The sequence below is a fragment of the Kangiella sp. M94 genome (assembly GCF_054926195.1).
Window position 1 is genome coordinate 58,491 of record NZ_CM142903.1, and the last position, 26,139, is coordinate 84,629.

Below are 26,139 nucleotides of genomic sequence, written 5' to 3' on the forward strand. Positions count from 1 at the left end.
TTACATAAGCTTTACGCGCGGAACGTTATATATTTAAACTTTTAATGTTAAAAAGAGTCTATAGTGGATAACAAAAGCTTGCAAAGCATTCTTCATTGCAAGGATTCAGCAACCAGGAAATTTAGAAATAGGTTAGGAGTAAATTATGTTATTCAATAAAGCACTATCTGCATTAGCAATCGGAGCATCATTGATGATGTTTAACGTCAGTGCTGATGCTCGAAATCATGGTGAAATGCATGACAATCATTCCATGAAGCAGCATCATATGATGATGGAAAAGTTAGGCGTCAATGATGAGCAGCGTACAAAAATTGACAAACTCTATGAGCAACGAAAGGAAACGTTTAAAGCACATCAGGAGCAGATGCAGGAATTAATGCAGCAACAGCGCCATATGATGCAGCAAGATACTTTGGATAAAGCCAAGTTGCAAAATAACTTGCGTAAACAGGCTGACATCAAAGCTGAAATGATGGCAGGAAGACATCAACACTATATGGAAGTGCAGAAACACCTTAATGAAGAACAGCGTGCCAAAATGAAAGAGCTTAGAGAAGAAATGTATGAGATGCGTGAAGATATGCGTGAAAAGGCTCGGGAACGCGGAAAAGATAATCGTGGCTAATGTATAAACCTCTCCCCCTTAGTGTTTAAGAGCTAGCGTTTTGCCCCCTTAAGAAAGTTAATGCTAGTTTATCAACACTAACTTTATTTCAGAACTTCTCTGAAATGTTGCCACCTTCGGGTGGCTTTTTTTTGTTATCATGAAACTCCTTTCAATAAACATAAAAGCAAATGCAGGACAAAAGGCGAATTCAATCCGACTTAAATTGGCTCAAGGAAAGCCCTGATTTTCTATCGGTGGCGATTGTGAATGCCTTGCATGACTGTCAATTGCTGGATGCTAATGAACTGTTAGAAAAAGCGGTGATAGAAAGTGAAACATTTACTTTTGAACCCACTCATCGGCTGGGTGTTTATTTTGAGCAGTTGTGGCATCATCTGGTTCGCTCGAACTTATCGCTTAGCCTGCTACGTTCCAATCAGCAGGTAATTATTGATAAGCAGACGTTGGGTGAATTCGATTCCATTATCCAACGTTTAAACTCAAAGCAGGTTGTTCATTGCGAACTGGCGGTAAAGTTCTATTTGCAAATTGGCATTGGACAGCAAATGGCTGATTGGGTTGGGCCCAATTTGCGCGATCGTTTTGACCGAAAATTTCAGCGCTTGATGACTCATCAATTGGCTCTATCGACAAAGGCAGAAGTTAAGGATTGGCTGGAACAGGAACAACTGTTTATTGATCATATAGGTTTGCTAACTCGTGGCCGTTTATTCTATTCGATAGACAACTTTTCAGACCAAAGCTTCAAGCACCCAGCAGAGGTCGACCCGCAGCATTTAAAAGGCTTCTGGGCAACGCATCGTGAGTTTAAGGAATATCAAAGCCAGTCTGACTATGACTGGTATCAACTGCCACGAATGTATTGGTTATCAGAGCTGACAGCTGATGACTATTCGCAGGTGGACAAGCTTGGGCATTTAAATGAGCAACAGCTGTCAATGGTAGTTGCCATGAACAATGAGCGTGAGTTGATGCGTGGTTTTGTGGTCACTGATGAGTGGCTGGAAAGAGCTCGGCAAAGAGTTAAAGATTAGACTGAAAAATAAAAAAGCCCTGATGAGTTACCAGGGCTTTTGATAGACAATCAGCGCAGTCGATTATCAATCAGATGTTGCACGACCGATGGATCGGCAAGCGTTGAAGTATCACCAATACTGTCCACTTGGTTTTCTGCAATTTTACGCAGAATGCGGCGCATGATTTTTCCAGAGCGTGTTTTCGGCAAGTCAGGGGCCCATTGAATTTTATCCGGCTTAGCAATTGGACCAATTTCTTCAGTGATGATATCGATTAATTGTTGCTTAATTTCATCATTATACTCTACACCTTTTTTGAAGATAACGAAGGCATAGATCCCCTGGCCTTTAATATCGTGCGGATAGCCTACTACGGCAGACTCCGCAACTAACGGGTGCAGATCTAACGCGTTCTCAACTTCTGCAGTGCCCATGCGATGGCCGGATACATTAAGCACATCATCGACACGACCAGTAATCCAGTAGTAGCCATCTTCATCTCTATTAGCGCCGTCGCCAGTAAAGTAATAGCCTGAATATTGCGAGAAGTAAGTCTGGAAGAAGCGGTCATGGTCGCCATAAACGCTGCGCATTTGTCCAGGCCATGAGTCTTTCATGACCAGATAGCCGCTGGCTTTGCCTTCCAGTTCATTGCCATCCTGATCGAGGATAGCGGGCTGCACACCAAAGAATGGACGAGTGGCTGAGCCGGGTTTTAACGGAGTGGCACCAGGAAGCGGAGAAATCAAAATACCACCAGTTTCGGTTTGCCACCAAGTATCGACAATTGGGCAGCGCTCGTTGCCAACTACCTTGTAATACCATTCCCAGGCTTCTACATTGATTGGTTCACCGACACTGCCTAACAAACGCAATGATTTGCGTGACGTTGAGGTTACGGCATCATCGCCGACCGCCATCAGGGCGCGAATGGCGGTTGGAGCTGTGTAGAAGATATTAACCTTATGCTTATCAATAACCTGCCAGAACCGAGAAGGGCTTGGGTAGCTTGGCACACCTTCAAAAACTAACGTAGTAGCGCCGTTGGCCAGTGGTCCATAGAAGATGTAGGAATGACCAGTAATCCAGCCAGCATCGGCGGTACACCAGTAAATATCGCCTTCATGGTAATCAAAGATGTATTTGTGGGTCATGGCTACATGGAGCAAATAACCACCGGTCGTATGTAAAACCCCTTTGGGTGTGCCAGTAGAACCTGAGGTGTAAAGAATGAATAGTGGGTCTTCGGCGTCCATGGTTTCTACCTGGCATTCCGGCTCCATATCTTTCTTTAGCTCGTTATAATCAATATCGCGTTGATCATTCCATTGAATATCGGCCAGACGGTGTTTGATGACAAACACACTGTGTACGTCAGGACAATGCTGCAATGCTTTATCAGTATTCGCTTTCAAAGGAACTGTTTTACCGCCACGGACACCAGCATCAGCAGTGATCACCACGCGACAATCACTGTCTAAAATACGGCTCTTTAAAGCTTCAGGAGAAAAGCCACCGAAGACCACCGAATGAACTGCGCCAATACGCGCGCAAGCTAACATGGCAAAACCGACCTCGGGAATCATCGGCATATAGATACAGACTCGATCGCCTTTTTTAACGCCTCGACTCTTGAGTGCATTAGCCATTTTACAGACTTCATCGTGTAGTTCCTGATAGCTGATATAGCGCTGCTGATCAGGTTCGTCGCCTTCCCATATGATCGCCGTGTGGTCGGCTTTATCATTTAAATGGCGGTCAATACAGTTGTAGCTAACGTTTAATTTGCCACCTTCAAACCATTTTATTGACGCGGTTTTATAATCGACATTTTTAACGGTTTTCCATGGCTCAAACCAGTCAATGAATTCATGCGCCATGCGCGACCAGAACTTCTCCGGTTCTTGAACCGACTGTTGGTACATGCGCAAATATTGTGCTTCATCAATGTGTGGGGTATGAGTGCTGAATTGTTTTATTGGATAGGTTTTTGATTCAGACATAAGTGACTCCTAATGACATATCAGCTCAGCATAAAACAAAAATCCAAGGCAATAAAGTCTTTGACAGGAATAGTGATTATTAGTTGTTGTTATTAACTATAACTGATTGAAAAACAATAACTAACAAATAAAGTTGAGCCATTTTGGGTTGATTAAAGTGGTGCTAAATATTACTTGAGAGCAATGATTTAAAGAATAAGAGTGATATTGTCAATCAAACGAACTTTGTCCATAAATGCTGCAATCAGTATCACTAATTCTTTATCATCTTCCTGAGCGAGTTCAAGGTTATCCTGGCGAGCGATGTGCACATAGTCTGGTTTGAAGTTTTGCTCTTTTAAACGCTTGATTGCCGCTTGCTCTAGTGAACGATAATCGCGCTCACCATGGTCTATTTGCTGTTTCATCCAGCCCAGCGTTTGGTAGATAAAGGACGCCTGCTGTTTTTGTTCTGTGCTTAAATATCCGTTGCGTGAGCTCATGGCAAGACCATTATCTTCGCGGACAATCGGTGCAGCGATAATCTTAATATCGAAGTTTAGATCACTGGTCATACGGCGGATAATGGCCAGTTGCTGAAAGTCTTTTTGGCCGAATACTGCGCAATCTGGGCGCACCATATTAAAGAGTTTACTAACTACTGTGGTGACACCATCAAAATGGCCAGGACGAGATGCCCCGCAGTGATTGTTTCCTAATTCCGCTACCTGAACCTTGGTTAGGTTGGGCCACTGTGGGTAGACTTCTTTGACCTCCGGAGCAAATATAATATCCGCTCCTTCTGCTTCGAGTAATGCTTGATCTTGCTCGAAAGTGCGAGGGTAAGAATCAAAATCCTCGTTGGGCCCAAACTGAGTCGGGTTAACGAAAATACTGACCACTACAATGTCGGCATTTTGTTTAGCGGTTTGCACCAGGCTCAAATGGCCAGCATGCAAATTACCCATGGTCGGTACAAAGCCAATACGATGGCCCATGTCTCGGTGCGTTTGAATCAGGCGGCGCAGAGTTTCAACAGAGTTAACAACGATCATGTGTAACGCTCGCCTTTAATCAAAAGAGTGTTCAGCAGCTGGAAAGTTTTTCGCGCGAACTTCGCTGTGAAATAGCTCAAAAGCAGCTTTGATATCGCCTTTGGCATCGGCCATAAAATTGCGCACAAATTTGGCCTGGAAGGGCGAAATACCCAGCATGTCATGCAGTACCAGAACCTGGCCGTCAACATCAACGCCAGCACCAATGCCCATGACAGGGATGGTGAGTGATTCGGTGATTTGTTTGGCCAGACTTTGCGGCACGCACTCGAGCACTAACATGCGTGCGCCAGCGTCTTCCAGAGCTTTAGCATCAGCCAGCATTTGCTTGGCTTGTGCTGAATCACGCCCTTGAACCTTAAAGCCACCCAATGCATCCACCGATTGCGGTGTTAAGCCGAGGTGGGCACAGACCGGAATGCCACGTTCGGTTAGACCGGCAATAGTGTCGTGTAGCCAATCACCACCTTCCAACTTCACCATGTGAGCGCCAGCCTGCATAATCAGAGCTCCCGTATGGTAAGCCTGTTCTGGAGTGGCATAGCTCATATAGGGCATGTCACCAATTAACAGGCAGCGCTTGTTGCCGCGCGCTACACAGGCGATATGGTATTCCATGTCTTCAAGGGTCACCGGGACGGTGGTCTTTTGACCTTGAATCACGTTGCCCAATGAGTCGCCTATCAGAATGACATCGACACCGGCATCCGAAATGACGCCAGCAAAAGTGGCATCATAAGCCGTAATACAGCTGAATTTCTCGCCTTGTCGTTTCAATTGTTCGATATCGCTAATGGTCAGGGTTTTCATGATTCAATCTCGACTTACAGAGGATGAGGATTAAAATAATTGCGGCCAGTGGTGGTACTTTTTATTTGATCAAGCAACATATTAAAGTCTGCTTCATTTTCTACCAGATCGATGCCTGAAGCATTCACAATCAACAATGGCGATTCATCATAATAATAAAAGAAATCAGTATAAGCTTCGCATATGGTTTGCAAATAGTCTTTGGTTACAGGACTTTCTGAAGCGCGACCACGCTTTTTAATGCGCTCCAGCAGCACCGGTACAGAAGCCTGTAAATAAATGACCAGATCCGGCTTCGGCGCATCAATAGTGAGGTTCTGATAGACCTGTTCATATAATCTGAGCTCGTCCTGATCCAGCGTGGAACGGGCAAATAGACGATCTTTTTCCATCAAGTAGTCAGCTACACGAACTGGGCTGAACATGTCTGATTGGCGCACTTCCTGCAATTGACGCACACGCTGGAACAGGAAATACAGCTGCGTCGGCAGGGCGCCAGACTTAGGATCCTGGTAAAAGCGCTCAAGAAATGGATTCTCTTCCGCCTGCTCGAGAATTAAGTCGCTGCTTAATGCTTCGGACAGTCTGCGAGCCAGTGTGGTTTTGCCTACACCAATCGGGCCTTCGACGGCAATAAAGTTGTGTGGTATGGATAAAGTTACACTCACTCAAATACTCCTGGCTCAGGCATGTCTTTTTCAGAGATGCCAATGGTGATTCTTGTCATAGTTCAAGGCCACTAAATCATATTGTGGGCAATGGTCTAGTAATTCACTGACTATACTACCATCGGGAAGCGTCATTTCAGGACTTAGTTCAGCCAATGGTTTTAATACAAAATCCCTGTCTTTAATACCGTAGTGGGGCAGGGTTAAGCGGTCTGATTGCATGATTGTATGATCGTAGAGCAAGAGATCCAAATCTAATGTGCGGGCCCCCCAGCGTTCTTGGCGAACTCGCCCCTGTTGGTTTTCAATAGCTTGTAGCTGGTCGAGTAACTCTAATGGGGCAAAGCTGGTGACTAGCTTGGCTACGGCATTGATGAAAGGGGGTTGATCCTGGGGACCCATCGGAGCACTTTGATAGAGGCTCGAGTAACCCAGCAGATAACTATTGGGCAGTTGATCGAGCGCCAGCAAGGCTTGCTCAATTTGCTGAACTGGGTGGTTTAAATTGCTGCCAAGACCAATGTATGCAATAGAGCGTCTTGTCATAGAGTGACTTGCCATGGCTGTAATGACTTAATGCTTATTTTTGTTAGCGGGCTGACGCTTCTGATTGCGTGGCTTGCGTCGTCTGCGTTTTTTGCCGCTACCGGTTTTCTGTACCATCTGACGGCGGTCGTTGGCATCGGCTTCTTGAAACTTGGTCCACCAATCGGCCAGTTCTTTCTGGCGCGGATCGGATTGTGAACGCAGTAGCAAGAAGTCGTAAGCTGCTCGGAAGCGCGGATGCTCAAAAATACTCCAGGCTTTTTTGCCATGATGGGCAGGCAACCGCAATTGCATACTCCAGATATCTCGAATCACCAGGGAATAGCGGCGTGGGATAGAAATATGCTGGCTTTGTGCATTCAGCACGCGTGCCATGCTTTTGAAAAAGGCATCGTTAAAGTTGGTGCCTTTCTGCTGCAGAGCTTCAGTGCTTTCGAGCAGAGGCTGCCATAACATGACCGCCATTAAAAAGGCGGGATTGACGGTTTGCTCAGTGGCAATTCGTGTGTCGGTATTTTCCAGCGCATCAAGCAGCAATTGTTCTGTCGCTTGTGTTTGTGTCGAATCGTCATGCTTTAGAGCACGGTCAGTAGCTGGGAAGAGTGCGTGAAACAAACCGTATTCCCGCAATTTCTGGAAGGTCAGTTTGGCGGCACCGGCCAAGAACAGTTTGCGATACTCTTCCCATAGGCGAGCAGCTGGAACCTGTTCTAAAAAATGGGAAAGTTCAGCAACCGGTTTAAGCGTTTGCTGTTCGATGGTCAGATCAAGCTTGCAGGCCAGTCGAACCACACGCAACATGCGCACTGGATCTTCACGATAGCGCGTTTCCGGATCGCCTATCATGCGTAGCTGTCGCTTGCGCAGGTCAGCTAAGCCACCGCAAAAATCATGCACTGAGAAATCTTTAATATTGTAGTAAAGCGCATTGATGGTGAAATCGCGACGAATGGCATCTTCTTCAATATCGCCATAGACATTATCGCGCAGGATCATGCCTTCTTTGGCCTGTTGAATATTGTCATCACAATGGGCGCGGAAAGTGGCCACTTCAATCACATCGCGGCCAAACAGAATATGGGCCAATCTAAAACGACGGCCAACAATTCGGCAGTTGCGGAAAAGCTCTTTAACTTGTTCCGGCGTTGCATTAGTTGCAATATCAAAGTCTTTCGGGTGCAGTCCAAGTAATATATCGCGCACGCCACCGCCGACCAGAAAGGATTCAAAGCCAGCATTGCTCAAGCGGTATAAAACCTTTAAAGCATTGTCGCTGATATCTTTGCGTGAGATCGAATGTTGATCGCGCGAGATGATTTGGGTGTTGGCGCCTGCGCCAGGCGTTTCTGTAGCCGGGCTAGCAAACCAACGTTTAACAGACTTGATTATTGAACTCATAAAGTGTGAATTTGATAGTATGGGGCGATCATAGCACAAGCGCCTATCTAATTAATCTAAATAAAGAATTTGTTGGCTGGCGGGGATTTGGTCAATCCTGAACTGATTAACAGCATAATCCATAATTATAGCGGGCGCTTCCTGCTGCAATTCTTCTGGAATCGGCTGGCCCAGAAACCCCAGCGCACGACACAGAAGGTGTGAGGCCTGCTGACTATTGATGGCAGGAGCATGATTCTGTTTGGATAATTTATTGCCATCAGAGTTTATGGCTAATGGTAAATGATACCAATCGGGTGTTTTGGCCTGGAGTACTTCGTATAAACGCAGCTGTCGTGGGGTTGAATCCAGCAGGTCGCAACCGCGTACCACATGATCAATCTCTTGTTCGATATCATCGACGACGACTGCCAGTTGATAGGCGATGAGTCTATCCTTGCGGCGAATAGTAAAATCCTCACGATAAAGGGAATCATCAAACTGACATGCGCCCTGAATCTGGTCTTTGAAACTATAATCACCCAGTCCATGGCGAAGCCGAATCGAGACTTCATCCTCAAAGCTTAGACTTTTAGTGGCACAGATATTGGGATAATAGCCGTTACTGCTCAGTGACTTAATTTTTTTGCGAGTACAGTTGCAGGCATAGATGAGATCTTGCGATTGTAATTGCTCAATAATCTCTGCATAGCGATCCAGCTGTTGGCTCTGATAACTGATGTCGCCATCCCAGTACAAACCAAATGCTTCTAGCTGGTGCAAAATCATATCACTGGCACCGGCAACTTCGCGCGGCGGATCAATATCTTCAATACGCACTAACCATTGAGTGCTGCGAGATTTTGCGATCAGATAGCTACCGACGGCTGCTATCAGCGAGCCAAAGTGCAAGGGGCCAGAAGGAGAGGGTGCGAAACGTCCTGCCATAGCTAGGAGACAGTTAATGGCTTACAGTAGAAATGGGCAGACTAGAATACCTGCCCATGTCAATTAACTACCGTATTGTTTTTCTTTGATTTCTGCCAACGTTTTGCAGTCGATACAAAGCTCAGCAGTAGGACGCGCTTCAAGGCGACGAATACCGATTTCGATACCGCATGATTCGCAGTAACCATATTCATCATCATCGATCTTGTTCAGCGACTGAATAATTTTCTTCAGCAATTTGCGTTCGCGGTCACGGGTACGTAACTCAAGAGAGAATTCTTCTTCTTGTGCAGCACGGTCAACAGGATCCGGGAAGTTTGCTGCTTCGTCCTGCATGTGGTGCACAGTCCGATCAACCTCTTCCATCAATTGTTTTTTCCATGCCGACAGAATGTTACGAAAATGCTCATATTGAGCATCGTTCATATATTCTTCGCCTTTCTTCTCTTTATAGGGTTTAAGACCTAATTTCTCGAGGGTGCTATTTGTAACTGATTGTTTACGTGGCATCTAAGCAACGCTCCATTTCATATTAAAACCAGACGCCTCACGGCGCGCACTTGGCAAAAAAGCGAGCTGTAATAGGGCTCACTTTGAAAAAGTGAAACAGGGATATTATCCCTATGACTGACAATTGAAAAGCCTATTCTTTGTAAAAAGTGCAAAAAATAGCCTTTTATGGCCTAACTGACTGCATAACTCTATGAAAAATCAGGAATAATGACAGGCAGTTCTTTGTTTAAATAAATACTGGCGGGGCTGATATGGGTGTTATAGGCGATGATTTCAACCCCAGCCTTTGCAGCCTGATCTAATAACTTAGCATATTGTGGATCAATATGCGCAGCGGGGCTGACAGTTTTTATGCCCGTATGTTGTACCAGAAAGAAAAGTACTGCACGATGTCCTTGCTCAACCATAGCCATCAACTCACGCAGGTGCTTTTGTCCACGTGTGCTTATTGCATCGGGAAAGAAACCAGCACCGGTTTTAAAGTCGTTCCCTTGTTCGAGTAAAGTGACGGTTTTAATTTCCACATAGCAGTCAGCCTTGTCACTGGTCTCAAGCAGCAGATCGATACGACTATTTTCATCACCGTATTTCACTTCCTGTCTGACAGAGTCATAGCCGCTGAGCTGTTTGACGGTGTTGTCCGCAATCCCTTCCATCACAATTTGATTGGCCAGATGAGTATTAATGCAAATTATATGGCCAGCGGTCGTTTCATCTAAGACCCAGGTGTATTGATATTTGCGTTTTGGTTTTTTGGAATCAAGCAACCAAACGGTATCACCTTCTTGCCAGCAGTTTTTCATCGAGCCGGTATTGGGACAGTGAGCAATAAAGTCACCGTGTTTAGTGTTATGAACATCTGCAAGGAATCGTTTGTAGCGCTTTTTTAGAATGGCTTTTTCGAGTGGTGGTGAAAAATGCATGTCGGTTTGTTATTGGCGATTTTCAGCCCATTCTATCAGTTCTTTAATCGGGATGGGGCGACAGAATAAATAGCCTTGCATAAAGCCACATTTGTGTTTAAGCAGGTATTGATATTCTTCATTGGTTTCAACGCCTTCGGCGACCACTTCTATGTCCATCTCGGAGGTCATGCCTAATATACCGCGCGTAATAGCGGCGTTATGAGCATTCTGATGAATGTTACCAGTAAAAGTGCGGTCAATTTTGAGCTTATTAACCGGAAGCATGTTGAGATAACGCAAACTGGCAAAGCCGCTACCAAAATCATCAATGGCGACATCAAGCCCTAGCCGACGCAGTTCATGAAGCAGTTCATTAATATGGTCTGTATCATGTACCAATACATTTTCAGTAATCTCTACCGTGATTTCGCTGGGTCGAATCTTATAAGTCTTCAGTGTTTGAGCAATCTTTTCAATGAAGTCTTCGCGATAGAACTGAATGGGTGAAAAGTTAACGGAGACCGAATTAATGCCATAACGTTTGAGCTTAGCAACATCTTGGCAGGCTTGATCTAAAACCCACTCACTGATCGGGATAATCTGTCCTGTTCTTTCGGCGACCGGAATGAATTCCGCCGGAGAAATATAGCCCTTGGTAGGATGCTTCCAGCGGATCAGCGCTTCAACTCCTCCGATGCTGTTGTCGTGACTCATAATCGGCTGATAGAAAAGCTCAAACTGGTTCTGCAGAGTAGCCTCCTGCAGTTGGGCGCGAACGGCGACCTGTTGATCCACGTTAGTATTCAGTTCCGTGGTATGCCAGAAGATGTAGCTACCCCCGCGCTTTTTCGCCTCATACATGGCAATGTCTGCGCGCTGGATCAGTTCCATTGGGTGTTTGAATTCCTCCTCGCTGGTTGCAATACCAATGGCAGCGGAGAGTGAGACCTCAATATCATCTACCTTATAAGATTCGCCAATGCGGTCCAGTAATTTTCTGGCTAAGGCTTCAACTTGCTGACGATCAGAAAAGTCTTTAACGACCACCACAAATTCATCGCCACCAAAACGAGCCAGTAAATTGGGTTTGAGAATTTCGGAGTTAAGGCGCTCTGCAGTTTCAACCAGAACCTGATCACCAAACTCATGCCCTAAGCTGTCGTTAATGGGTTTAAAACCGTCAAGATCAATGAATAAGATATAGGCAATAGTAGAAGGGTCTTTATCTTTTACCAGCTCAATCAAATAACGTTCTAATGCCGAACGGTTTTTTAAATGAGTTAATGCATCATGCGAGGCATGAAACTCAAGCATTTCCTGGCGTTGGATGCGATCAGTGATATCGTTTTGTAGCCCAATAAAGTGGCTTACACTGCCGTTATTGTCTTTAACTGGCGAGATCAGAAGTTCGTTCCAGAATGGGGTGCCATCTTTTTTATAATTCTTAATAACCGTAGAGATTTCTTCCTGTTGTCGTAAAGCTTTACGAATCGCTTGTCGGGTTTCTTGATCGGTTTCCGGACCCTGTAAGAATCGGCAGTTTCTGCCAATGACTTCGTCTTGGCTGTAGCCTGTGATTTTCTCAAAGGCAGAGTTTATATAGATTGCTGGAAAGTCATCTGCACGGGCATCACTGATGAGAACACCATGGGTGCTTGATTCTACACTGCGCTCCAATATTTTGAGGCGCTCCTCGTTCTGTCTTTTTCGAGTCCAGTCAAGGGCAATACCATGCACACCTGTCACTTCGCCATCGACGATAATAGGCATGTTGGTGACATAAAGATGCAGTAGTTCACCTAAGCTGTTATGGCCCCTGATTTCATAGCGCTGTGGTATGCCTCGTCGAGCGGCTTCAAAGTGCTCGCGCGTTCTGGCGCGATCCTCTTCGACAACAGCCAGGTTGTAGTGATTTCCTATGAGCTCCTGCTCGTTAAGCTGCATCAGTTCGCAGCCTGCTTTATTGATACTGGTAAAGTTACCTTCCAAATCTAAAGTAAACACAGCTTCTGGATTATGGATAAATAAAGAGCGATTTTGTTGTTCAAAACGTTCACGCCTGATGCGATGTTGATGTTGTTCAATGATCAGTGCGGCCAGGTCGCGGCTACGCAATATCAGATCAAGTTCACTGTCTTTGGGCTCGCGGACTTTTCTGAAATAGACAGCGAAAGTACCAGCGGCTTTCTTATTTTCGCCAGTGAAAATGGGATGGGACCAACAGGCACGTAAATCATAGGCATGTATCAAGTCATGAAACTGATCAAAGCGACTATCAGCAAGCATATCGGGAACAACGACTGCTTTGCCCGTGGCGGCGGCTGTGCCACACCCACCAACGCCTTCTGCCACAGGTAGACCATCAAGTGCCTTTAAGAAACTTTGTGGGAGTTGGGGGGAAGCCAGGGAGATTAATGCTTGGCCTGTTTGATCGACCATCATTACTGAGCAAAGGGCATCGTCAATCTGGCTTTCAATCAGAGAGCAAATATCGTCGAGTTTATCTTCCAGGGATTTAAACTTTACGACTGAGTTTAAGGTTCTATATTGGGCGTTAAGCTGATTTCTGGTTAAGCTGGCTTCTTCGCTGGCTTTTTGCCAAAGGTAGATAGCGAGGATTAATCCGATGGATAATATAATGATGAGGATCAGCGGTAACCAAGCTGAAGAGAAACTGGATGTGAATGCCAAAACAGCAATTATCATTAATAATTATTCCCAACAATGCATTTTGTGAAGCGTCTCACAAAATCAGTATTAAGAATATTAGTTCAAAAAGCAATAGCTCTATTGCTAAATTAGAGGTTTGTTGGCTAGATGAGCGTTAGATGGCTCACAGAATGACTATTCAGCTAAATAGACTTTGCCGTTCTCCACTTCCAGCGGAACTTCACCAAGATGAGCCCCTGCACAGGGGCCTGCAACGCACTTGCCTGTCTCTGGTTCAAACAAGGCTCCGTGAGTAAAACACATTAAATATTGCTCATCGTCAGTCATAAACTGGTCATCCTGCCAGTTCAAATCGGTACCCGCGTGTGGGCAGCGATTAACGTAACCATAAACATTGAGGCCTCGGCGCACTACAATCAGATCACGGTCCTTATAAGGGAAGGCTTTCGCCTGACCATCTCGGATATCGGTAACTAAGCAAATGTGTGACATATCAGTAGTACTCGGAACCTTATGCTGTAATTGGATCAAAAGATTCTAAACAATGTTAGAATGAACTGATTCTAACAGTATACAAAACAGACGCAATAAAAAGCTTATTGGAGCTCTATGACAACGTTACTCTGGCTGATTGCCATTCCTCTTTTTGCTTATCTACTGTATCTAGTCGCCTTTTATTTTATCCAGCATCGGATGCTGTTTCCGCTACATGAACTTCCCCCGTCTGATCCAAACTTGATCAAGGATGTTGGTGGTGAACTGGTGCGGTTGTCTTTTTCAGCGGGGGAATTTGAGCTGGCATACTTGCCTCCGTTACAAAAGTTTAAGCAGCCTTTTCCAGTACTTATGATCGCCCATGGTAATGGTAATATTATTGATGATTGGGCACCGCGAGTCGATCATATGCGTGAACAGGGCTATGCAGTGGTGTTGGTGGAATATCCTGGTTATGGCCGTTGCGACGGTACTCCCAGCTTTGACAGCATCTCAGAAACCATGAACCTTGCCTATGAGTGGGTTGAGCAACAGGAACAGCTGGATAAAGATCGCATTGTATTATTGGGACGCTCAATGGGAGGAGGGGCAGTATTAACCTTAGTGCCAAAGCATAAGCCGATAGCGATTGTACTGATGTCCACTTACGCCAGCATTGTTGATCTGGCGTATAAGCGTTTGCTACCAGCTTTTTTAGTGCAACACCCTTTCGACAACGTAAAAGCTTTGTCCGAATATCAGGGCATGGTCTATTTGATTCACGGTAAAGCTGACAAAACAGTACCGATAGATGCGCTGCACAAACTTCTTACTGTGAAAGAAGATGCCACGCACCAGATTTATGAAACTGCACACGCCGATACACCAGGAGACTGGGATAAGTTCTGGCAAGAGTTGGAGCAGTTTTTGAAGCCGGTGGTTTTTAAAGAAAGAAAAGAGTAGTTCTTATTGTGTGGGGAGCATTGGCTTGATTTTGATCATTCGCCAATGAAACGTTTAAGCCTAAAATAGCAAAGAAAAATAGAGACAGTGATTGGGTGAGCTTCATCATATGTCCTCGTATTATAGTAGCCATCGAACATTATCATGCTGTTTCTGCTTTTAACATGGTGTAAAATAACCTATTCATTCAATTAAATACCCCGGAAAACGGTTTAATGACGCATAAAGATAGCCTGAGTGCACGCCTACCTACGCCTTGGGGCGACTTCATGATTCACGCGCTTGAGGCTGATGATGGGAAAGAGCATGTGGCTTTAACATTCGGCGACTGGAACAGTAAATCCCCAGTGTTAGCGCGCATCCATTCAGAATGTTTAACTGGCGATGCCTTGTTTAGCTTGCGTTGTGATTGCGGCTTTCAATTAAAAGCCGCCCTGCAAAAGATCGCGGAAGAGGGCGCTGGCGTATTACTGTATTTGCGTCAGGAAGGCCGTGGTATCGGCTTAACCAATAAAATTCGTGCCTACTCGTTACAAGATCAGGGCATGGATACGGTGCAGGCCAATGAGCATTTAGGCTTTGGTGCCGATGAGCGTGATTTTAAAGTCGCCTCAGATGCACTGGACCAGTTAGGCATCCAAAAAATCCGCTTGATGACCAATAACCCACGCAAAGTCAGCTCAATGATTGACGCGGGAATTGATGTGGTTGAGCGGGTCCCACTGAAATATGGTCATAATCCACATAATGAAGGTTATCTATCGACAAAACAGTCGAAACTGGGGCATTTGTTCTAGACACACAATTTAATAAGGATCGGTATGACACTTAGAGTTTTGTTATCAAAGGATAGCGCGCCTGCGCAATGGGGCGAGGGTGCTTTATTAAGCTACAAAGAAGATGCAGTCACTATTCACGCTGAAGGCTCCGACTTGGTACAAATGGCGGCCAGAAAATTGGTAAGCCAGGGCTTGTCCTTTTTTGCTTTAGAAGGTAATTGGGAACTAGAACAGCAATGGGCATTTTTTCAAGGTGCTTACGATCCTAAAATTGATGTGCAAATTGATTTTGCTGAATTATCTGATGACGACAACAAAGAGTTGGAAGCCCGCATTCAAGCCAGTCGCTGGATGCGTTCGATCGTTAATGAAACTCCTGAAGTGTTAGCGCCGCAAGTGTTAGCCCAAGAAGCTGCGGACTTTATCCAAAGTTTGGCGCCGGACAATGTTCGCTATCAAATCGTTTCTGGACAGGATCTTGAGAAACAAGGACATGTTGGTACTTGGGAAGTGGGACGTGGTAGCACCAGACCACCTGCCATACTAAAGCTTGAGTTTGACCCTAAAAACGATAGCTCGGCACCCGTAGCTGCATTAGTAGGCAAAGGAATCACCTTTGACAGCGGTGGTTATAGCATCAAGCAAAGTGCCGGAATGGTACATATGAAAGCCGATATGGGTGGTGCAGCGACAGTCACAGCGGGCTTAGCACTAGCGATTATGCGCGGCCTGGACAAGCCAGTTCACCTCTACCTGTGTTGTGCGGAAAACCTGATCAGTGGGCATGCCTACAAGCTAGGCGATATCATCTCATATCCAAATGGCGTTTCGGTTGAAATTCATAACACCGATGCTGAAGGCCGTTTGGTATTAGCCGATGGTCTATTGCTAGCCGGACAAACGGGCGCGCCATTAATTATTGATGCCGCAACGCTCACCGGAGCCGCAGTAACCGCAGTTGGTGAAGATTATAATGCGGTTTTTGCACTGGATGAGGATGAGCGCAATGATTACCTCAATGTTGCGCAAAGCGAAAATGAACGCCACTGGCCATTACCGCTGGAACCATTCCATGCCGCCAAATGCCCATCCAACTTTGCTGATACTGCCAATAGCCGTGCAGTAAAAGGTGGTGGACCAGGTGGCGCCAGCAATGCAGCCGGCTTCTTATCAAGGTTCGTGCCAAATGACGGTAAAGGCTGGGTTCACGTCGACCTTGCCGGAGCCTATAACGACAGCCCGACCGCTTATTTTTCCGCAGGCGGTACCGGTCATGGTTTCAGAACCATAGCTGGGAAGCTGTTGAAGTAATTCTGTGAGGTAATTATTTAGTCAGCTTTGTAAATAACATAAAGGGGAGTATCTATTTGCTCCCCTTTTATCGTTAAGTGACTTTTGAGAACGGTTTCTTTTTTAAACCCTGCCTTTTCCAGCATTTTTATTGAGGCGATATTGTTGGATGATGGCGGTCCAATGAGTTTATCGTAGCCTAGCTTATTAAAGCAGTAGTTCACCAGAGCATTTAAGGCTTCTGTCCCAGCCCCTTTCCCGATTGCTTCTTCCTTCATCATAACTCCTATTTCTCCTATCTTGAGCCGAGAAGCCCTTTCATTCATTTTTGCATTGACACCACAAAAGCCTAAAAGATTCAAAGTGGTTGTGTCTTCTATAGCAAATAGATAGTGTTTTTGGTCACTGCTATCATTAAGCCGTAAAAAGCGATCAAAGAGCGACACTGCCTCTGCTTCTGAAATTGGGTCAGAAATATGCTGCATTAGAATGTCATTAGTATAAATTCTAATAAACTCTTCCGAATCACTGGGTGAAATGAGTCGATAGTTAAAATGAGGACTGTTAAACAGGTATTCCATGGTATAAGGTTTGCAACGATAAAAAGAAATCATACTGGTGGTGACCTTTGAATACAATTGGGCAAAATATGGAGCAAAAAAAAACTCAGGGCCGTTTGGTTTGTGTCGGTCTTGGTATGACTTTAGGTGCGCATATCACTCCTGCTTCTTTGAAACAGATAGAGTCCGCAGATGTAGTGTTTATAGGAGCTTCAACAGGTATTGTCGAGGAGTGGGTGAAGTCTATCAATCCTAATACTATCAGCCTTCAGCCTTTTTATCAGGGCAGAAATTCTCGCAAAGAAACCTATGCCCAAATGATTGAAGCAATACTGGAGCAAGTTCGCTTAGGCAAGAATGTGTGCGGAGCATTCTACGGCCATCCGGGTGTTTTCGCCTTGGCACCAAGAAAGGCAATTAAGCAAGCCAGAGAGGAAGGCTATGACGCTTATATGGAGCCCGGAATCTCTGCAGAAGCCTGTTTATATGCGGATTTGGGCCTCGATCCAGGGGCAACAGGTTGCCAGCAATTTGAAACCAATCAATTTATGTTCTATAACAGACAAGTCGATACAGCGTCATTGCTGATATTATGGCAGGTGGGACTGGCGGGAGATAAGGAGTCAAGCAACTTCTCAACAACAAGAGAGAGCTTGCAACAACTGGTCGATAAGCTAGTTGAATACTACCCTCCTACTCATAGAATCATAGTATATGAAGCTAAGTTACTGGCAATAGATACTATTCGACAGGAAGAAATTGAATTAAGGAACTTACCAAAAGCAGAATTGAATATGAACTCAACACTGGTTATACCTGCGTACAAAAGATTAATTGACTTAAAACTATAACTTACTGTTAAATATGGGAAAATAACGAAGGAGTAACACATGAATAATATTGTAAACTTTTTATCTCAATTGGGGGCAAGCTCACAGTCATTAACTCAGGATGAAATCATTGAGTTAGCGGGAGAGCATCAACTAAGCGAACAGGAAATCCATGCCGTTCTGGAGCGCGATCATCAGAAGATCGCAGAGTTGCTTGATGCTCGGACTAATGTTTGTGGTCTTTTGCTTCCAGCAGAAGATGATGAAGATTCCGAGGATGACTCAAGCCGAGAAGAAGAAATAGCCGCTTGATATAAATTTTGAATAAAGGGATTTTTACATCGAACCTGATAAAGACTCTTTGCATCATTGCACTGAGTCTTTTCTTCTATTCTACCTCTGAAGCCAGCACTGCTCAGGTAACTAGTCTTGAGGAGCTGTTTAAAGCTGCTGATACCACTCGAAGCTCCGACCCTAAAGCATTTAATCAATATCTAGGTGAAATCAAACGTAGTTCTGATTCATTGACTCAGCAGCAGCAGGAGCTTTTATGGTTTTATGAAAGCTATGCAAAGGCTTATTCCGGCAACTATGAAGGAGCCATTAACGACTTAAAATCCTTAATTGAAAGCTCTAACAGTAAGCTAATGAAGTTTAGGGTAAGGACTTCGCTAGTAAACATTTTCTATATCACACGTAATTACCAAGAGTCTATCAGCAATGTGCAGACTTTAATTCAACAACTCCCCGAAATTGAAGATGCTGAGATTAGGCAGTTGGGCTTGATGGCAATAATCATGACCTATAAAGGTTTTAAGAAACATGAGCTTGCCTCAGAGTATGCTGATAAGTTAATGAAAGAAAAGCCTCAGGGTCGTAATCTCTGCTTTGCTAAGCAATTAAAGATTGAGTCCACCCAACAGATACAGCCTAAAAATATTAGCGAACACATGGTTCAGGAAGCTATTACTCAATGTGAAGCTGTTAATGAAATGATTGCTACTAGCCTGCTAAGAATAAGCTTTGCAAGATTATGGTTAGAAACAGACCCTGAAAAATCGATTAGTTATCTTAAGAAATATTCACAGCACGTAGAAAGCACTAAGTATCCTAGAGTCATTGCGGAATACTTTATTGTTCATGCAAGAGCCTTATGGAGCGCAAAGCAAACAGAAGAGGCTGTAAATAAAGCCACTCAAGCTTTAACTATCTCTCAAAATGAGGCGTTTATTCAACCCAAAGTGATGGCTTATGCATTGCTCTACGAAATAGAGAAAGCTGCGGGTAACTTTAAAATGGCGCTTGAATTTTATGAAAAATATTCTGAGGCCGATAAGGCTCAGATAAATGAAATCTTGGCGCAAGAAATGGCATATCAAATTGTTGAGCATCAAACTGCTGAAAAAGAACAAGAGATTAAATTATTGAACGAACAGAATAAAGTGCTCCAGCTTGAGCAAGATTTAGCAAAGAAAGACGCCACTAATAATCGTTTAGTATTAGCTTTGGTTATTGTGTTATTGGCAACTCTGGCTTTCTGGACATACCGCATCAAACGCCATCAAATTCGTTTGCGGAAACAGTCGCAAACGGACCAGCTAACGGGGCTAAGTTCACGCCATCATTTTTACGAAACTGCTAAAGCTATTTTGCATCGCAGTGAGCAGGAGAAACAGGATGTCGGGTTTATCCTGTTTGATATGGATTATTTTAAATCGGTCAATGATAAGTATGGACACTTAGTGGGTGATTGGGTGCTACAAAAAACTGCAGAAGTGGTTAAGGCCAGCTGTCGTCAGAATGACTTGGCGGGGCGTTTAGGCGGTGAGGAGTTTGCGATATTTTTACCAGCATGCAATCTTAGAAAAGCTGAGCAACTGGCTGAAATCTGTCGTAAGGCTGTGTCGCAAATAGACACCTCTGAAACAGGATATCGTTTTGACGTTTCTTCCAGTTTTGGAGTTACCAGTACCGAGCTGTCCGGTTATGACTTTATGGATTTAATTGCCGATGCTGATAAGGCCATGTATAGCGCTAAGAGCAAAGGACGAAACCAAATCGTGGTGGTGGATGGGTTTGTCAAAGACTTTGAGAAACTGATTTCATAATTAACTTTTTTCGTTACTTGAGCCTCAATCTTTAATCCCAAAAAATTGTTCTTTTATGGTCGGCTCATAAGTCGGCCACTCTTCAATCACTTCATAGTAAACTCCTTTCTGATTAAACTGGGATTCCATCAAGCAAAAATGATCAACCTTAAGTTGGTGGTGAACTGACTCAGTAATTTCTGACTGAATGGTGGCATCTCGATAGAGCGTAATGTGCGGACGGAAAGGTTTGGTCGATTGTTTGATATGGATACCCGCCTGTTTGAGGTTGCGGCTAATGTGTTGGTGCAACGCTGTAAGCTGGTCGTTTGGTATGACTTCGAGACACCCAACTTCGGCTTTGGGATAATAGGCAAACTGGTTCAATTCAATATCAAACGGCTTTATGGCCGGAATTTCAATAGTTTCCAGAATATCATCCAGTTGATTACGCGGGAGCTCACCTAAAAACAGTAGTGTAATGTGGAAATTATGAGGGCTCACGGGGCGCCCAGCAAACGGGCACTGCTTTTGTAATAGCTCCAGCTGGTTCTTGAGTTCCTGGGGAAGTTCTATGGCGAAAAAGAGACGTGTCATATTTTTGTCAGATTTTGTTAGAGATGGCATAACATTAGTGCTCTTGAATTTGCTACTATCATAGTCATGAGATTGATACCGATAAAGTGAAATGGCTAAAAAACCTGTTAAGAAAAGCGCAAAAACGTCTAAAAAGAAGCAACCGAAGAAAGTTAATCAGTCCTTCTGGCGCAGAATCCCTTGGAAAAAGGTGATTTGGCGAGGTGGTTTGATTTTCACAGCCTTATTTATTGCCTTTGTTATTTACTGCGACATGGTGATCAAGCGCCAGTTCGATGATAACCGTTGGCAGCTTCCGGCCAAAGTCTATGCTCAGCCCCTGGAGCTGATGAACGGCAAATCGTTGACGCCAACTCGTTTGGAGCAGGAATTGGAATTGTTGGGCTACCGTAAGGCAATTAAGGCTACGCGTGCTGGTGACTATGAAAAGTACGGTGATTACTACTATATTCATGTGCGCCCCTTTGCCTTTTGGGATGAGTCACAGGCAGCTCGTCAAATCGCTTTTAGTTTGCGTAACGGGCGCGTCAGCCAGTTGAAAGACCATGTGCTGGGTGAACCATTGCAAATGGCACGTCTGGACCCTTTGTTGATCGGGCAAATTTACCCCAATCGATTGGAGGATCGCATTCTGGTTAAGCTGGAACAGATCCCCGAGCATCTGATCAGAGCTTTAATCATTACTGAAGATCGCGATTTTTATGAGCATAGTGGTGTCTCGCCGAAAGCGATTGCACGTGCCCTATGGCATAACGTAACTTCTGATGGCGGTACACAGGGAGGCAGCACCATTACCCAGCAATTGGTTAAGAATTATTTCCTGACCAATGAGCGAAGCTTATGGCGCAAATTTCGTGAGGCGGTTATGTCGGTGCTGCTGGAAGTCCATTACGAAAAAGATGACATCCTCGAAGCCTATTTCAATGAAGTCTATTTTGGTCAGGATGGACCAAGAGCCATTCATGGGGTTGGCCTTGCCAGTAAGTTTTATTTTGATAAAGAAGTTGAGAATCTGACGCCAGCACAATCGGCATTACTGGTTGCTATCTTGAAGGGGCCGTCGGTTTATGACCCCAGACGTCATCCTGAGAATGCCATGAAGCGTCGAAATCTGGTTTTAGGCTTGATGCAACAGACGGGTGTGCTTAGCGAGCAGGAACTCAAGCAAGAAAAGCAAACCACCTTATCCCTGGTCAGAAAACCAAGCATTCATTTATCCAAAGTACCGGCCTTTATGGATTTGGTGCGTCGTCAATTGCAAGATTCCTATTCCGATGATGAATTAAACTCAGAAGGTCTAAATATTTTCACGACGCTTGATCCTGTAATCCAGATGTATAGTGAGCGCACGGTTGAAGAGTCAATTAATACTATTGAGAAACAAAGGCAACAGGAAGAAGGCACCCTGCAGGCAGCGGCAATAATCAGTGATAGCCAAAGTGGACACATTTTAGCGGTGATAGGTGACCGCAAAGCGGGTTACGCCGGTTACAACCGCGCGATTGATGCCAGACGGCAGATTGGTTCGGTAATCAAACCTTTTGTATTGCTGGCAGCATTGGAGCAGAACTCCAGTTATCACTTATCTTCCAGCGTTAGTGACTTCCCGCTGTCATTGAAACAACGTGACGGCAGTACTTGGCAGCCGAGAAACTTCGACCGTAACTTCCATGGTATGGTGCCGCTCTATCGTGCTCTCAGTGAGTCTTACAATGTGGCCATGGCACGATTAGGTCAGGAGGTAGGCGTACAGCGTCTGGCGGACTTTATTGAGCGCTCAGGGGTAGAGAAAGATGTTCGCCCACTGGATGCTTTGCCATTGGGCGTCTTAGAGCTAACTCCATTGGAGTTGCTGCAACTGTACCAATCAATTGCCAGCAACGGATTGCGTATTAAGCCATCTTCGATTGTCGCAGTCACTGACAACTCGGGCGGGTTGCTTGAGCGTTATCCTGTGGACTCCGAAAGAGTCGCCAGCGAAATCAATGTGTATCTGGTCAAGGCTGCCATGCAGTTAGCAGTAGAGCAGGGCACGGCCAAATATTTACAAAAGTCCAATCCGTTTACTTCCTTTGCTGGAAAAACAGGAACGACCAATGATCTTAAAGACTCCTGGTTTGTCGGTTTGTCTGGCGATCATTTGGCGGTAGTCTGGGTCGGACGTGATGATAATCAGGATGCGAATATCACCGGTTCAACCGCTGCATTACCAGTGTTCTCAGACATATTTGCTGGCATCAACACATCGCCCATAGACATGGGTTATCATGATAACATTGAGTGGAAGTTGGTGGATTACCGTAGCGGCTTGCTGGCAACCGATGACTGTCGAAATTCTGTCAGCGTACCCTACATCCGTGGGACAGCGCCAAAGGCTACGGCGGATTGCCAAAAAGACTTAAGTTTAGAAGTGAATAGTCTGGAAGAAACAAATCAGTGATAGAAAGTCTAGAATAGACGAATAGACAATAAGGAATTTTAATGAGTTTTATATTGAATGAGACTTTAGCAAAAGACGCGGTCGAGCTGGGTAATTTCAATTTATGTAAATTGTTGTGGATGAATGACAAGCAGTATCCATGGGCAATTCTGGTTCCACGCGTGAATGATATTCAAGAGCTGTATCAGTTAACCATTGCGCAACAAATTAATGCCATGGAAGAATCTAATTTTCTACTGCAAACCATGGCCAAAGTTTTCAAGGCCGATAAGATGAACGTAGCGGCACTGGGCAACATGGTGCCGCAGCTGCACATTCACCATATTGCGCGCTATAAAGATGATCCCGCCTGGCCAAGCCCAGTATGGGGTGTCAAGAAGGCGATTCACTATGGTGAGAATGAAATGATTAAAGAAGTCAGTCCATTATTAGCCAAACTGAAAGATAATTTTGGTTTTAGAGAAGTCTAATCGAAGTTTATTAGTGAACGAGGAGTTGGGTTACGAAGCATAGCTTCTAACCCAACCTATAAACGTAAAATAACTTAAGGATGAGAAAACTCAAGGACGTGAAAATTTAAAGTGCGGATTCTCTTTCCATACAACCTTGGTATCAACAGGTAAATCAGCAATCGCTTGAGCAATCACTTCTGAAAGCGAAACCAGATTCGGTACATCAATAATTTCTGCCTCATCATGAACCTGATGATAATGATCCTGGCCGCGCCACACCGAAATTGCATGCATTGGAATTCCGGTAATATCAGCCTGTTGACCGTGCTTAAAAACCTGCTCCACTTTTTGCTGGGTGAGATCCATTAAGGCAAAAGGCGCATTGTCGGAACGCATGAATAAACCCATCTGCGCAAAAGGATCGGCATCCAGTGACCAGCCTGCTTTAGCAAAATCATCCTGTAATAGCGCGAACAAATTGGAATACTGATTACCCGTCATCCAGGCGCTTTGTGGGTGTTCTTCGACTGGGGTTCCCACCAACTCAAACATAATACCCGTTTCAACTTTATTTAATGGCACCAGTGGGTTTTCGGCGAAATGCTTTGAACCTAACAGACCCATTTCTTCAGCATCCCAGGCAGCGATAATAATATTGAAAGGCAGTTTTTCTTTTTGGGTTAACAACTCGGCAATAACTAAACTGGCCACTACACCACTGGCATCATCATCGGCACCATTAAAAGTGATATCGCCTTCCAGCGCCGGGTTTTGACCAACGTGATCATAATGCGCACCGACCATGATGTACTTATCATTGTCGCATTGGCAATCAATGTAGCCGATGTAATTAACCGCATCGATTGAATTCCCTTTATGTTCAAAAGAAAACTCCTGGCGATAAGAATCGGTTTCTGGCAAAGGCTTCAGGCCGATAGCTTTAAAGCGCTGTTCAAGCCATGCATGAACCTGTTTCATTTCAGGAGTGCCCGTTTTGCGGCCTTTGAGCTCATCGCTGGCCAGAAAGTTGATCCATTGCTGAGCATGCTCCACTCTAGCTTCTTTGGCAGACTGCGGAACATTGTTAGCGCTGGCCGTTCTTGATAGAGAGAAGACTGCTAGCGTCAGGCTTAACAGCACAGCAAGGCTGGAGACAAAAACTGATTTCATTGTAGGTAATCCTTCGGTAATACGGATAACTGGTCTTGTACCAATTGAGTAGCGAGTGTCCAGTCTACCTGATCCGGGCTCTCAATATCCTTAGCAAGTTGTTGCAAAATGTTAGCCTGGACTGCACCACGACTTTGTGCCTGAGCATAAGGTATGTGATGGAACATGACCATTGAGTAGCGTGGAATAAATTGCTCAGGAAAGCGTTTCTCTAATTCAAAAGCGAGGGATTTCTTGAGGTGGAACTTGGGATCACGCACCGAATCACGCATCTCAATATAATTATCCAGCGCCATATCGGCAATCGCATTGGCGTTATCGCGACGTGCTTCATTAAAAGCTGGGAAAACTTTTTCCCAATCGTCGTCAAATTGATTCAATAAGGTGTTCAACTCTGCACAATCTTCAAAGCCGCAGTTCATGCCTTGTCCGTGGAAGGGCACGATGGCATGCGCCGCATCACCAAAAATCATGGCGTTACCATGGAACCATTTTTCGCTACGCACCGTACCCAGAACGCCTGTAGGATTATCAAAAAATAGATCCTTCAGGTTGGGCATTAAGTCATAAGCATCTTTGAAATATTTCTTGAAGAAGCTATCGACTTTTTCAGCTGTATTAAGATTGGCAAAACTGGCTTCGCCATTCTCTGTTGGCATAAACAGCGTGACAGTGAAGGAACCATCAAGGTTAGGCAACGCAATCACCATATAACCACCACGAGGCCAGATATGCAGGGCTTCCTTTTCAATCTGGAAGTGGCCAGCTTGATCGGCAGGAATGGTTAACTCTTTATAGTTATGTTCAAGTAGCTCGGAACTGAACTGACCAACCTTGGCTGCTTCCATAAATTGGCGTACTGGAGAACCAGCGCCATCGGTGGCCAGCAAAATGTCATAGCTTAAAGTTTGCTGTTGGCCGGTCATGGCATCTTCAAGGGTAAACATCTGCTTGTCGAAATCAATGTCGACCAAAGGGTGCTTGAAGTGGAAAGTGACATTACCAGTGGCTTCGGCTTCGTCGCGTAACAAGCTGACTAAGCCGGCACGGGACACCGAATAAATGACTTCTTCCGGACGCTGCCCATAAGCCTGGAATTGCAGTTCGCCTGCTTCGTCATGGAGCATGCGACCTTTCATGGGGATCAGTAGTTTTTCAACCTGGTCCATGATGCCAACTTGCTGCAAAGGACGTATACCACGATTGGCCAGCGCTAAATTGATCGAGCGGCCAGCCGGAATATCTTCCAGACGGATATCCGGCAGTTTTTCGTAAACATCGACTTTGTAACCACGTAGTCCCAAATAGATACTGGCCAGCGAACCAACCAGCCCCGCGCCTATGAGCGTGATGTGTTTATCTTGAGTTACTGACAT

25 protein-coding genes are annotated in these 26,139 nt (G+C 44.9%); 10 read left to right on the forward strand and 15 right to left on the reverse strand.

The window, feature by feature from the left end; translation table 11 throughout:
- Positions 1–145 precede the first annotated feature (145 nt).
- Positions 146–628 carry a Spy/CpxP family protein refolding chaperone gene (locus tag ACYTXU_RS00275; RefSeq protein WP_462207505.1) on the forward strand — a complete coding sequence of 161 codons (483 nt, stop codon included), beginning with the start codon at positions 146–148 and terminating at the stop codon, positions 626–628.
- A gap of 170 nt (positions 629–798) precedes the next feature.
- Positions 799–1,665 (forward strand): DUF1853 family protein, encoded by an 867-nt coding sequence (locus ACYTXU_RS00280; RefSeq protein WP_462207506.1) that lies wholly within the window; start codon positions 799–801, stop codon positions 1,663–1,665.
- A gap of 50 nt (positions 1,666–1,715) precedes the next feature.
- Here ACYTXU_RS00280 and acs read toward each other — a convergent pair whose 3' ends face one another.
- The 11 genes from acs to ACYTXU_RS00335 form a co-directional block, all read right to left on the reverse strand.
- On the reverse strand, positions 1,716–3,650 hold the full coding sequence (gene acs / locus ACYTXU_RS00285) for an acetate--CoA ligase (protein WP_462207508.1): 1,935 nt from the start codon (positions 3,648–3,650) through the stop codon (positions 1,716–1,718).
- 188 nt (positions 3,651–3,838) lie between these two features.
- On the reverse strand, positions 3,839–4,684 hold the full coding sequence (gene panC, locus ACYTXU_RS00290) for a pantoate--beta-alanine ligase (protein WP_462207509.1): 846 nt from the start codon (positions 4,682–4,684) through the stop codon (positions 3,839–3,841).
- Between the two features lie 15 nt (positions 4,685–4,699).
- Entirely contained in the window at positions 4,700–5,494 is a 795-nt protein-coding gene (panB, locus tag ACYTXU_RS00295) for a 3-methyl-2-oxobutanoate hydroxymethyltransferase (RefSeq protein WP_462207510.1), read from the reverse strand.
- Between the two features lie 14 nt (positions 5,495–5,508).
- Complete coding sequence (locus tag ACYTXU_RS00300; RefSeq protein ID WP_462207511.1) at positions 5,509–6,162, reverse strand: deoxynucleoside kinase; 654 nt, start codon at positions 6,160–6,162, stop codon at positions 5,509–5,511.
- Between the two features lie 30 nt (positions 6,163–6,192).
- Positions 6,193–6,708, reverse strand: coding sequence for a 2-amino-4-hydroxy-6-hydroxymethyldihydropteridine diphosphokinase (gene folK, locus ACYTXU_RS00305; protein WP_462207513.1), 516 nt, complete (start codon positions 6,706–6,708; stop codon positions 6,193–6,195).
- Between the two features lie 27 nt (positions 6,709–6,735).
- On the reverse strand, positions 6,736–8,106 hold the full coding sequence (pcnB, locus tag ACYTXU_RS00310) for a polynucleotide adenylyltransferase PcnB (RefSeq protein ID WP_462207515.1): 1,371 nt from the start codon (positions 8,104–8,106) through the stop codon (positions 6,736–6,738).
- A 51-nt stretch (positions 8,107–8,157) separates the two neighbouring features.
- On the reverse strand, positions 8,158–9,033 hold the full coding sequence (gene gluQRS / locus ACYTXU_RS00315) for a tRNA glutamyl-Q(34) synthetase GluQRS (RefSeq protein ID WP_462207516.1): 876 nt from the start codon (positions 9,031–9,033) through the stop codon (positions 8,158–8,160).
- 63 nt (positions 9,034–9,096) lie between these two features.
- Positions 9,097–9,543, reverse strand: a complete 447-nt coding sequence (gene dksA / locus ACYTXU_RS00320; RefSeq protein WP_462207518.1) for an RNA polymerase-binding protein DksA — start codon at positions 9,541–9,543, stop codon at positions 9,097–9,099.
- A 191-nt stretch (positions 9,544–9,734) separates the two neighbouring features.
- Positions 9,735–10,469 (reverse strand): DNA/RNA nuclease SfsA, encoded by a 735-nt coding sequence (gene sfsA / locus ACYTXU_RS00325; RefSeq protein WP_462207520.1) that lies wholly within the window; start codon positions 10,467–10,469, stop codon positions 9,735–9,737.
- Positions 10,470–10,478: 9 nt separating this feature from the next.
- Positions 10,479–13,157 carry a bifunctional diguanylate cyclase/phosphodiesterase gene (locus ACYTXU_RS00330; protein WP_462207521.1) on the reverse strand — a complete coding sequence of 893 codons (2,679 nt, stop codon included), beginning with the start codon at positions 13,155–13,157 and terminating at the stop codon, positions 10,479–10,481.
- A gap of 138 nt (positions 13,158–13,295) precedes the next feature.
- Entirely contained in the window at positions 13,296–13,613 is a 318-nt protein-coding gene (locus ACYTXU_RS00335; protein WP_462207522.1) for a Rieske (2Fe-2S) protein, read from the reverse strand.
- 117 nt (positions 13,614–13,730) lie between these two features.
- Here ACYTXU_RS00335 and ACYTXU_RS00340 point away from each other — a divergent pair, with 117 nt between their 5' ends.
- From ACYTXU_RS00340 to pepB, 3 genes are all read left to right on the forward strand, one after another.
- Positions 13,731–14,558 carry an alpha/beta hydrolase gene (locus ACYTXU_RS00340; protein ID WP_462207524.1) on the forward strand — a complete coding sequence of 276 codons (828 nt, stop codon included), beginning with the start codon at positions 13,731–13,733 and terminating at the stop codon, positions 14,556–14,558.
- Between the two features lie 215 nt (positions 14,559–14,773).
- Positions 14,774–15,355, forward strand: a complete 582-nt coding sequence (gene ribA, locus ACYTXU_RS00345) for a GTP cyclohydrolase II (protein ID WP_462207525.1) — start codon at positions 14,774–14,776, stop codon at positions 15,353–15,355.
- A 24-nt stretch (positions 15,356–15,379) separates the two neighbouring features.
- Positions 15,380–16,648 (forward strand): aminopeptidase PepB, encoded by a 1,269-nt coding sequence (pepB, locus tag ACYTXU_RS00350; RefSeq protein WP_462207526.1) that lies wholly within the window; start codon positions 15,380–15,382, stop codon positions 16,646–16,648.
- A gap of 17 nt (positions 16,649–16,665) precedes the next feature.
- On the opposite strand, the gene ACYTXU_RS00355 is transcribed toward pepB, so the two are convergent.
- On the reverse strand, positions 16,666–17,241 hold the full coding sequence (locus ACYTXU_RS00355) for a GNAT family N-acetyltransferase (protein WP_462207527.1): 576 nt from the start codon (positions 17,239–17,241) through the stop codon (positions 16,666–16,668).
- 35 nt (positions 17,242–17,276) lie between these two features.
- Between ACYTXU_RS00355 and ACYTXU_RS00360 the strand changes: the two genes are divergently transcribed.
- Genes ACYTXU_RS00360 through ACYTXU_RS00370 form a run of 3 tightly spaced genes read left to right on the forward strand, consistent with a single transcriptional unit; the run spans position 17,277 to position 20,125 of the window.
- Positions 17,277–18,038 carry an SAM-dependent methyltransferase gene (locus ACYTXU_RS00360; RefSeq protein WP_462207529.1) on the forward strand — a complete coding sequence of 254 codons (762 nt, stop codon included), beginning with the start codon at positions 17,277–17,279 and terminating at the stop codon, positions 18,036–18,038.
- A 39-nt stretch (positions 18,039–18,077) separates the two neighbouring features.
- The gene (locus tag ACYTXU_RS00365) at positions 18,078–18,329 is read left to right on the forward strand and encodes a hypothetical protein (protein ID WP_462207530.1); all 252 of its coding nucleotides are present in this window, start codon (positions 18,078–18,080) and stop codon (positions 18,327–18,329) included.
- Positions 18,330–18,337: 8 nt separating this feature from the next.
- Positions 18,338–20,125, forward strand: coding sequence for a tetratricopeptide repeat-containing diguanylate cyclase (locus ACYTXU_RS00370; protein ID WP_462207532.1), 1,788 nt, complete (start codon positions 18,338–18,340; stop codon positions 20,123–20,125).
- Positions 20,126–20,149: 24 nt separating this feature from the next.
- On the opposite strand, the gene thpR is transcribed toward ACYTXU_RS00370, so the two are convergent.
- On the reverse strand, positions 20,150–20,701 hold the full coding sequence (thpR, locus tag ACYTXU_RS00375; protein WP_462207533.1) for an RNA 2',3'-cyclic phosphodiesterase: 552 nt from the start codon (positions 20,699–20,701) through the stop codon (positions 20,150–20,152).
- Positions 20,702–20,792: 91 nt separating this feature from the next.
- Here thpR and mrcB point away from each other — a divergent pair, with 91 nt between their 5' ends.
- Together mrcB and ACYTXU_RS00385 are read left to right on the forward strand one after the other, a co-directional pair.
- The gene (gene mrcB / locus ACYTXU_RS00380) at positions 20,793–23,141 is read left to right on the forward strand and encodes a penicillin-binding protein 1B (protein WP_462207534.1); all 2,349 of its coding nucleotides are present in this window, start codon (positions 20,793–20,795) and stop codon (positions 23,139–23,141) included.
- A 41-nt stretch (positions 23,142–23,182) separates the two neighbouring features.
- Positions 23,183–23,611, forward strand: a complete 429-nt coding sequence (locus ACYTXU_RS00385; protein WP_462207536.1) for an HIT domain-containing protein — start codon at positions 23,183–23,185, stop codon at positions 23,609–23,611.
- A gap of 90 nt (positions 23,612–23,701) precedes the next feature.
- Here the strand turns inward: ACYTXU_RS00385 and ACYTXU_RS00390 are convergent, their stop codons facing one another.
- Together ACYTXU_RS00390 and ACYTXU_RS00395 are read right to left on the reverse strand one after the other, a co-directional pair.
- Entirely contained in the window at positions 23,702–24,763 is a 1,062-nt protein-coding gene (locus ACYTXU_RS00390) for a M20/M25/M40 family metallo-hydrolase (protein ID WP_462207537.1), read from the reverse strand.
- Positions 24,760–26,139, reverse strand: coding sequence for an FAD-dependent oxidoreductase (locus tag ACYTXU_RS00395; protein WP_462207538.1), 1,380 nt, complete (start codon positions 26,137–26,139; stop codon positions 24,760–24,762). The genes ACYTXU_RS00390 and ACYTXU_RS00395 overlap by 4 nt, the downstream gene beginning before the upstream one ends.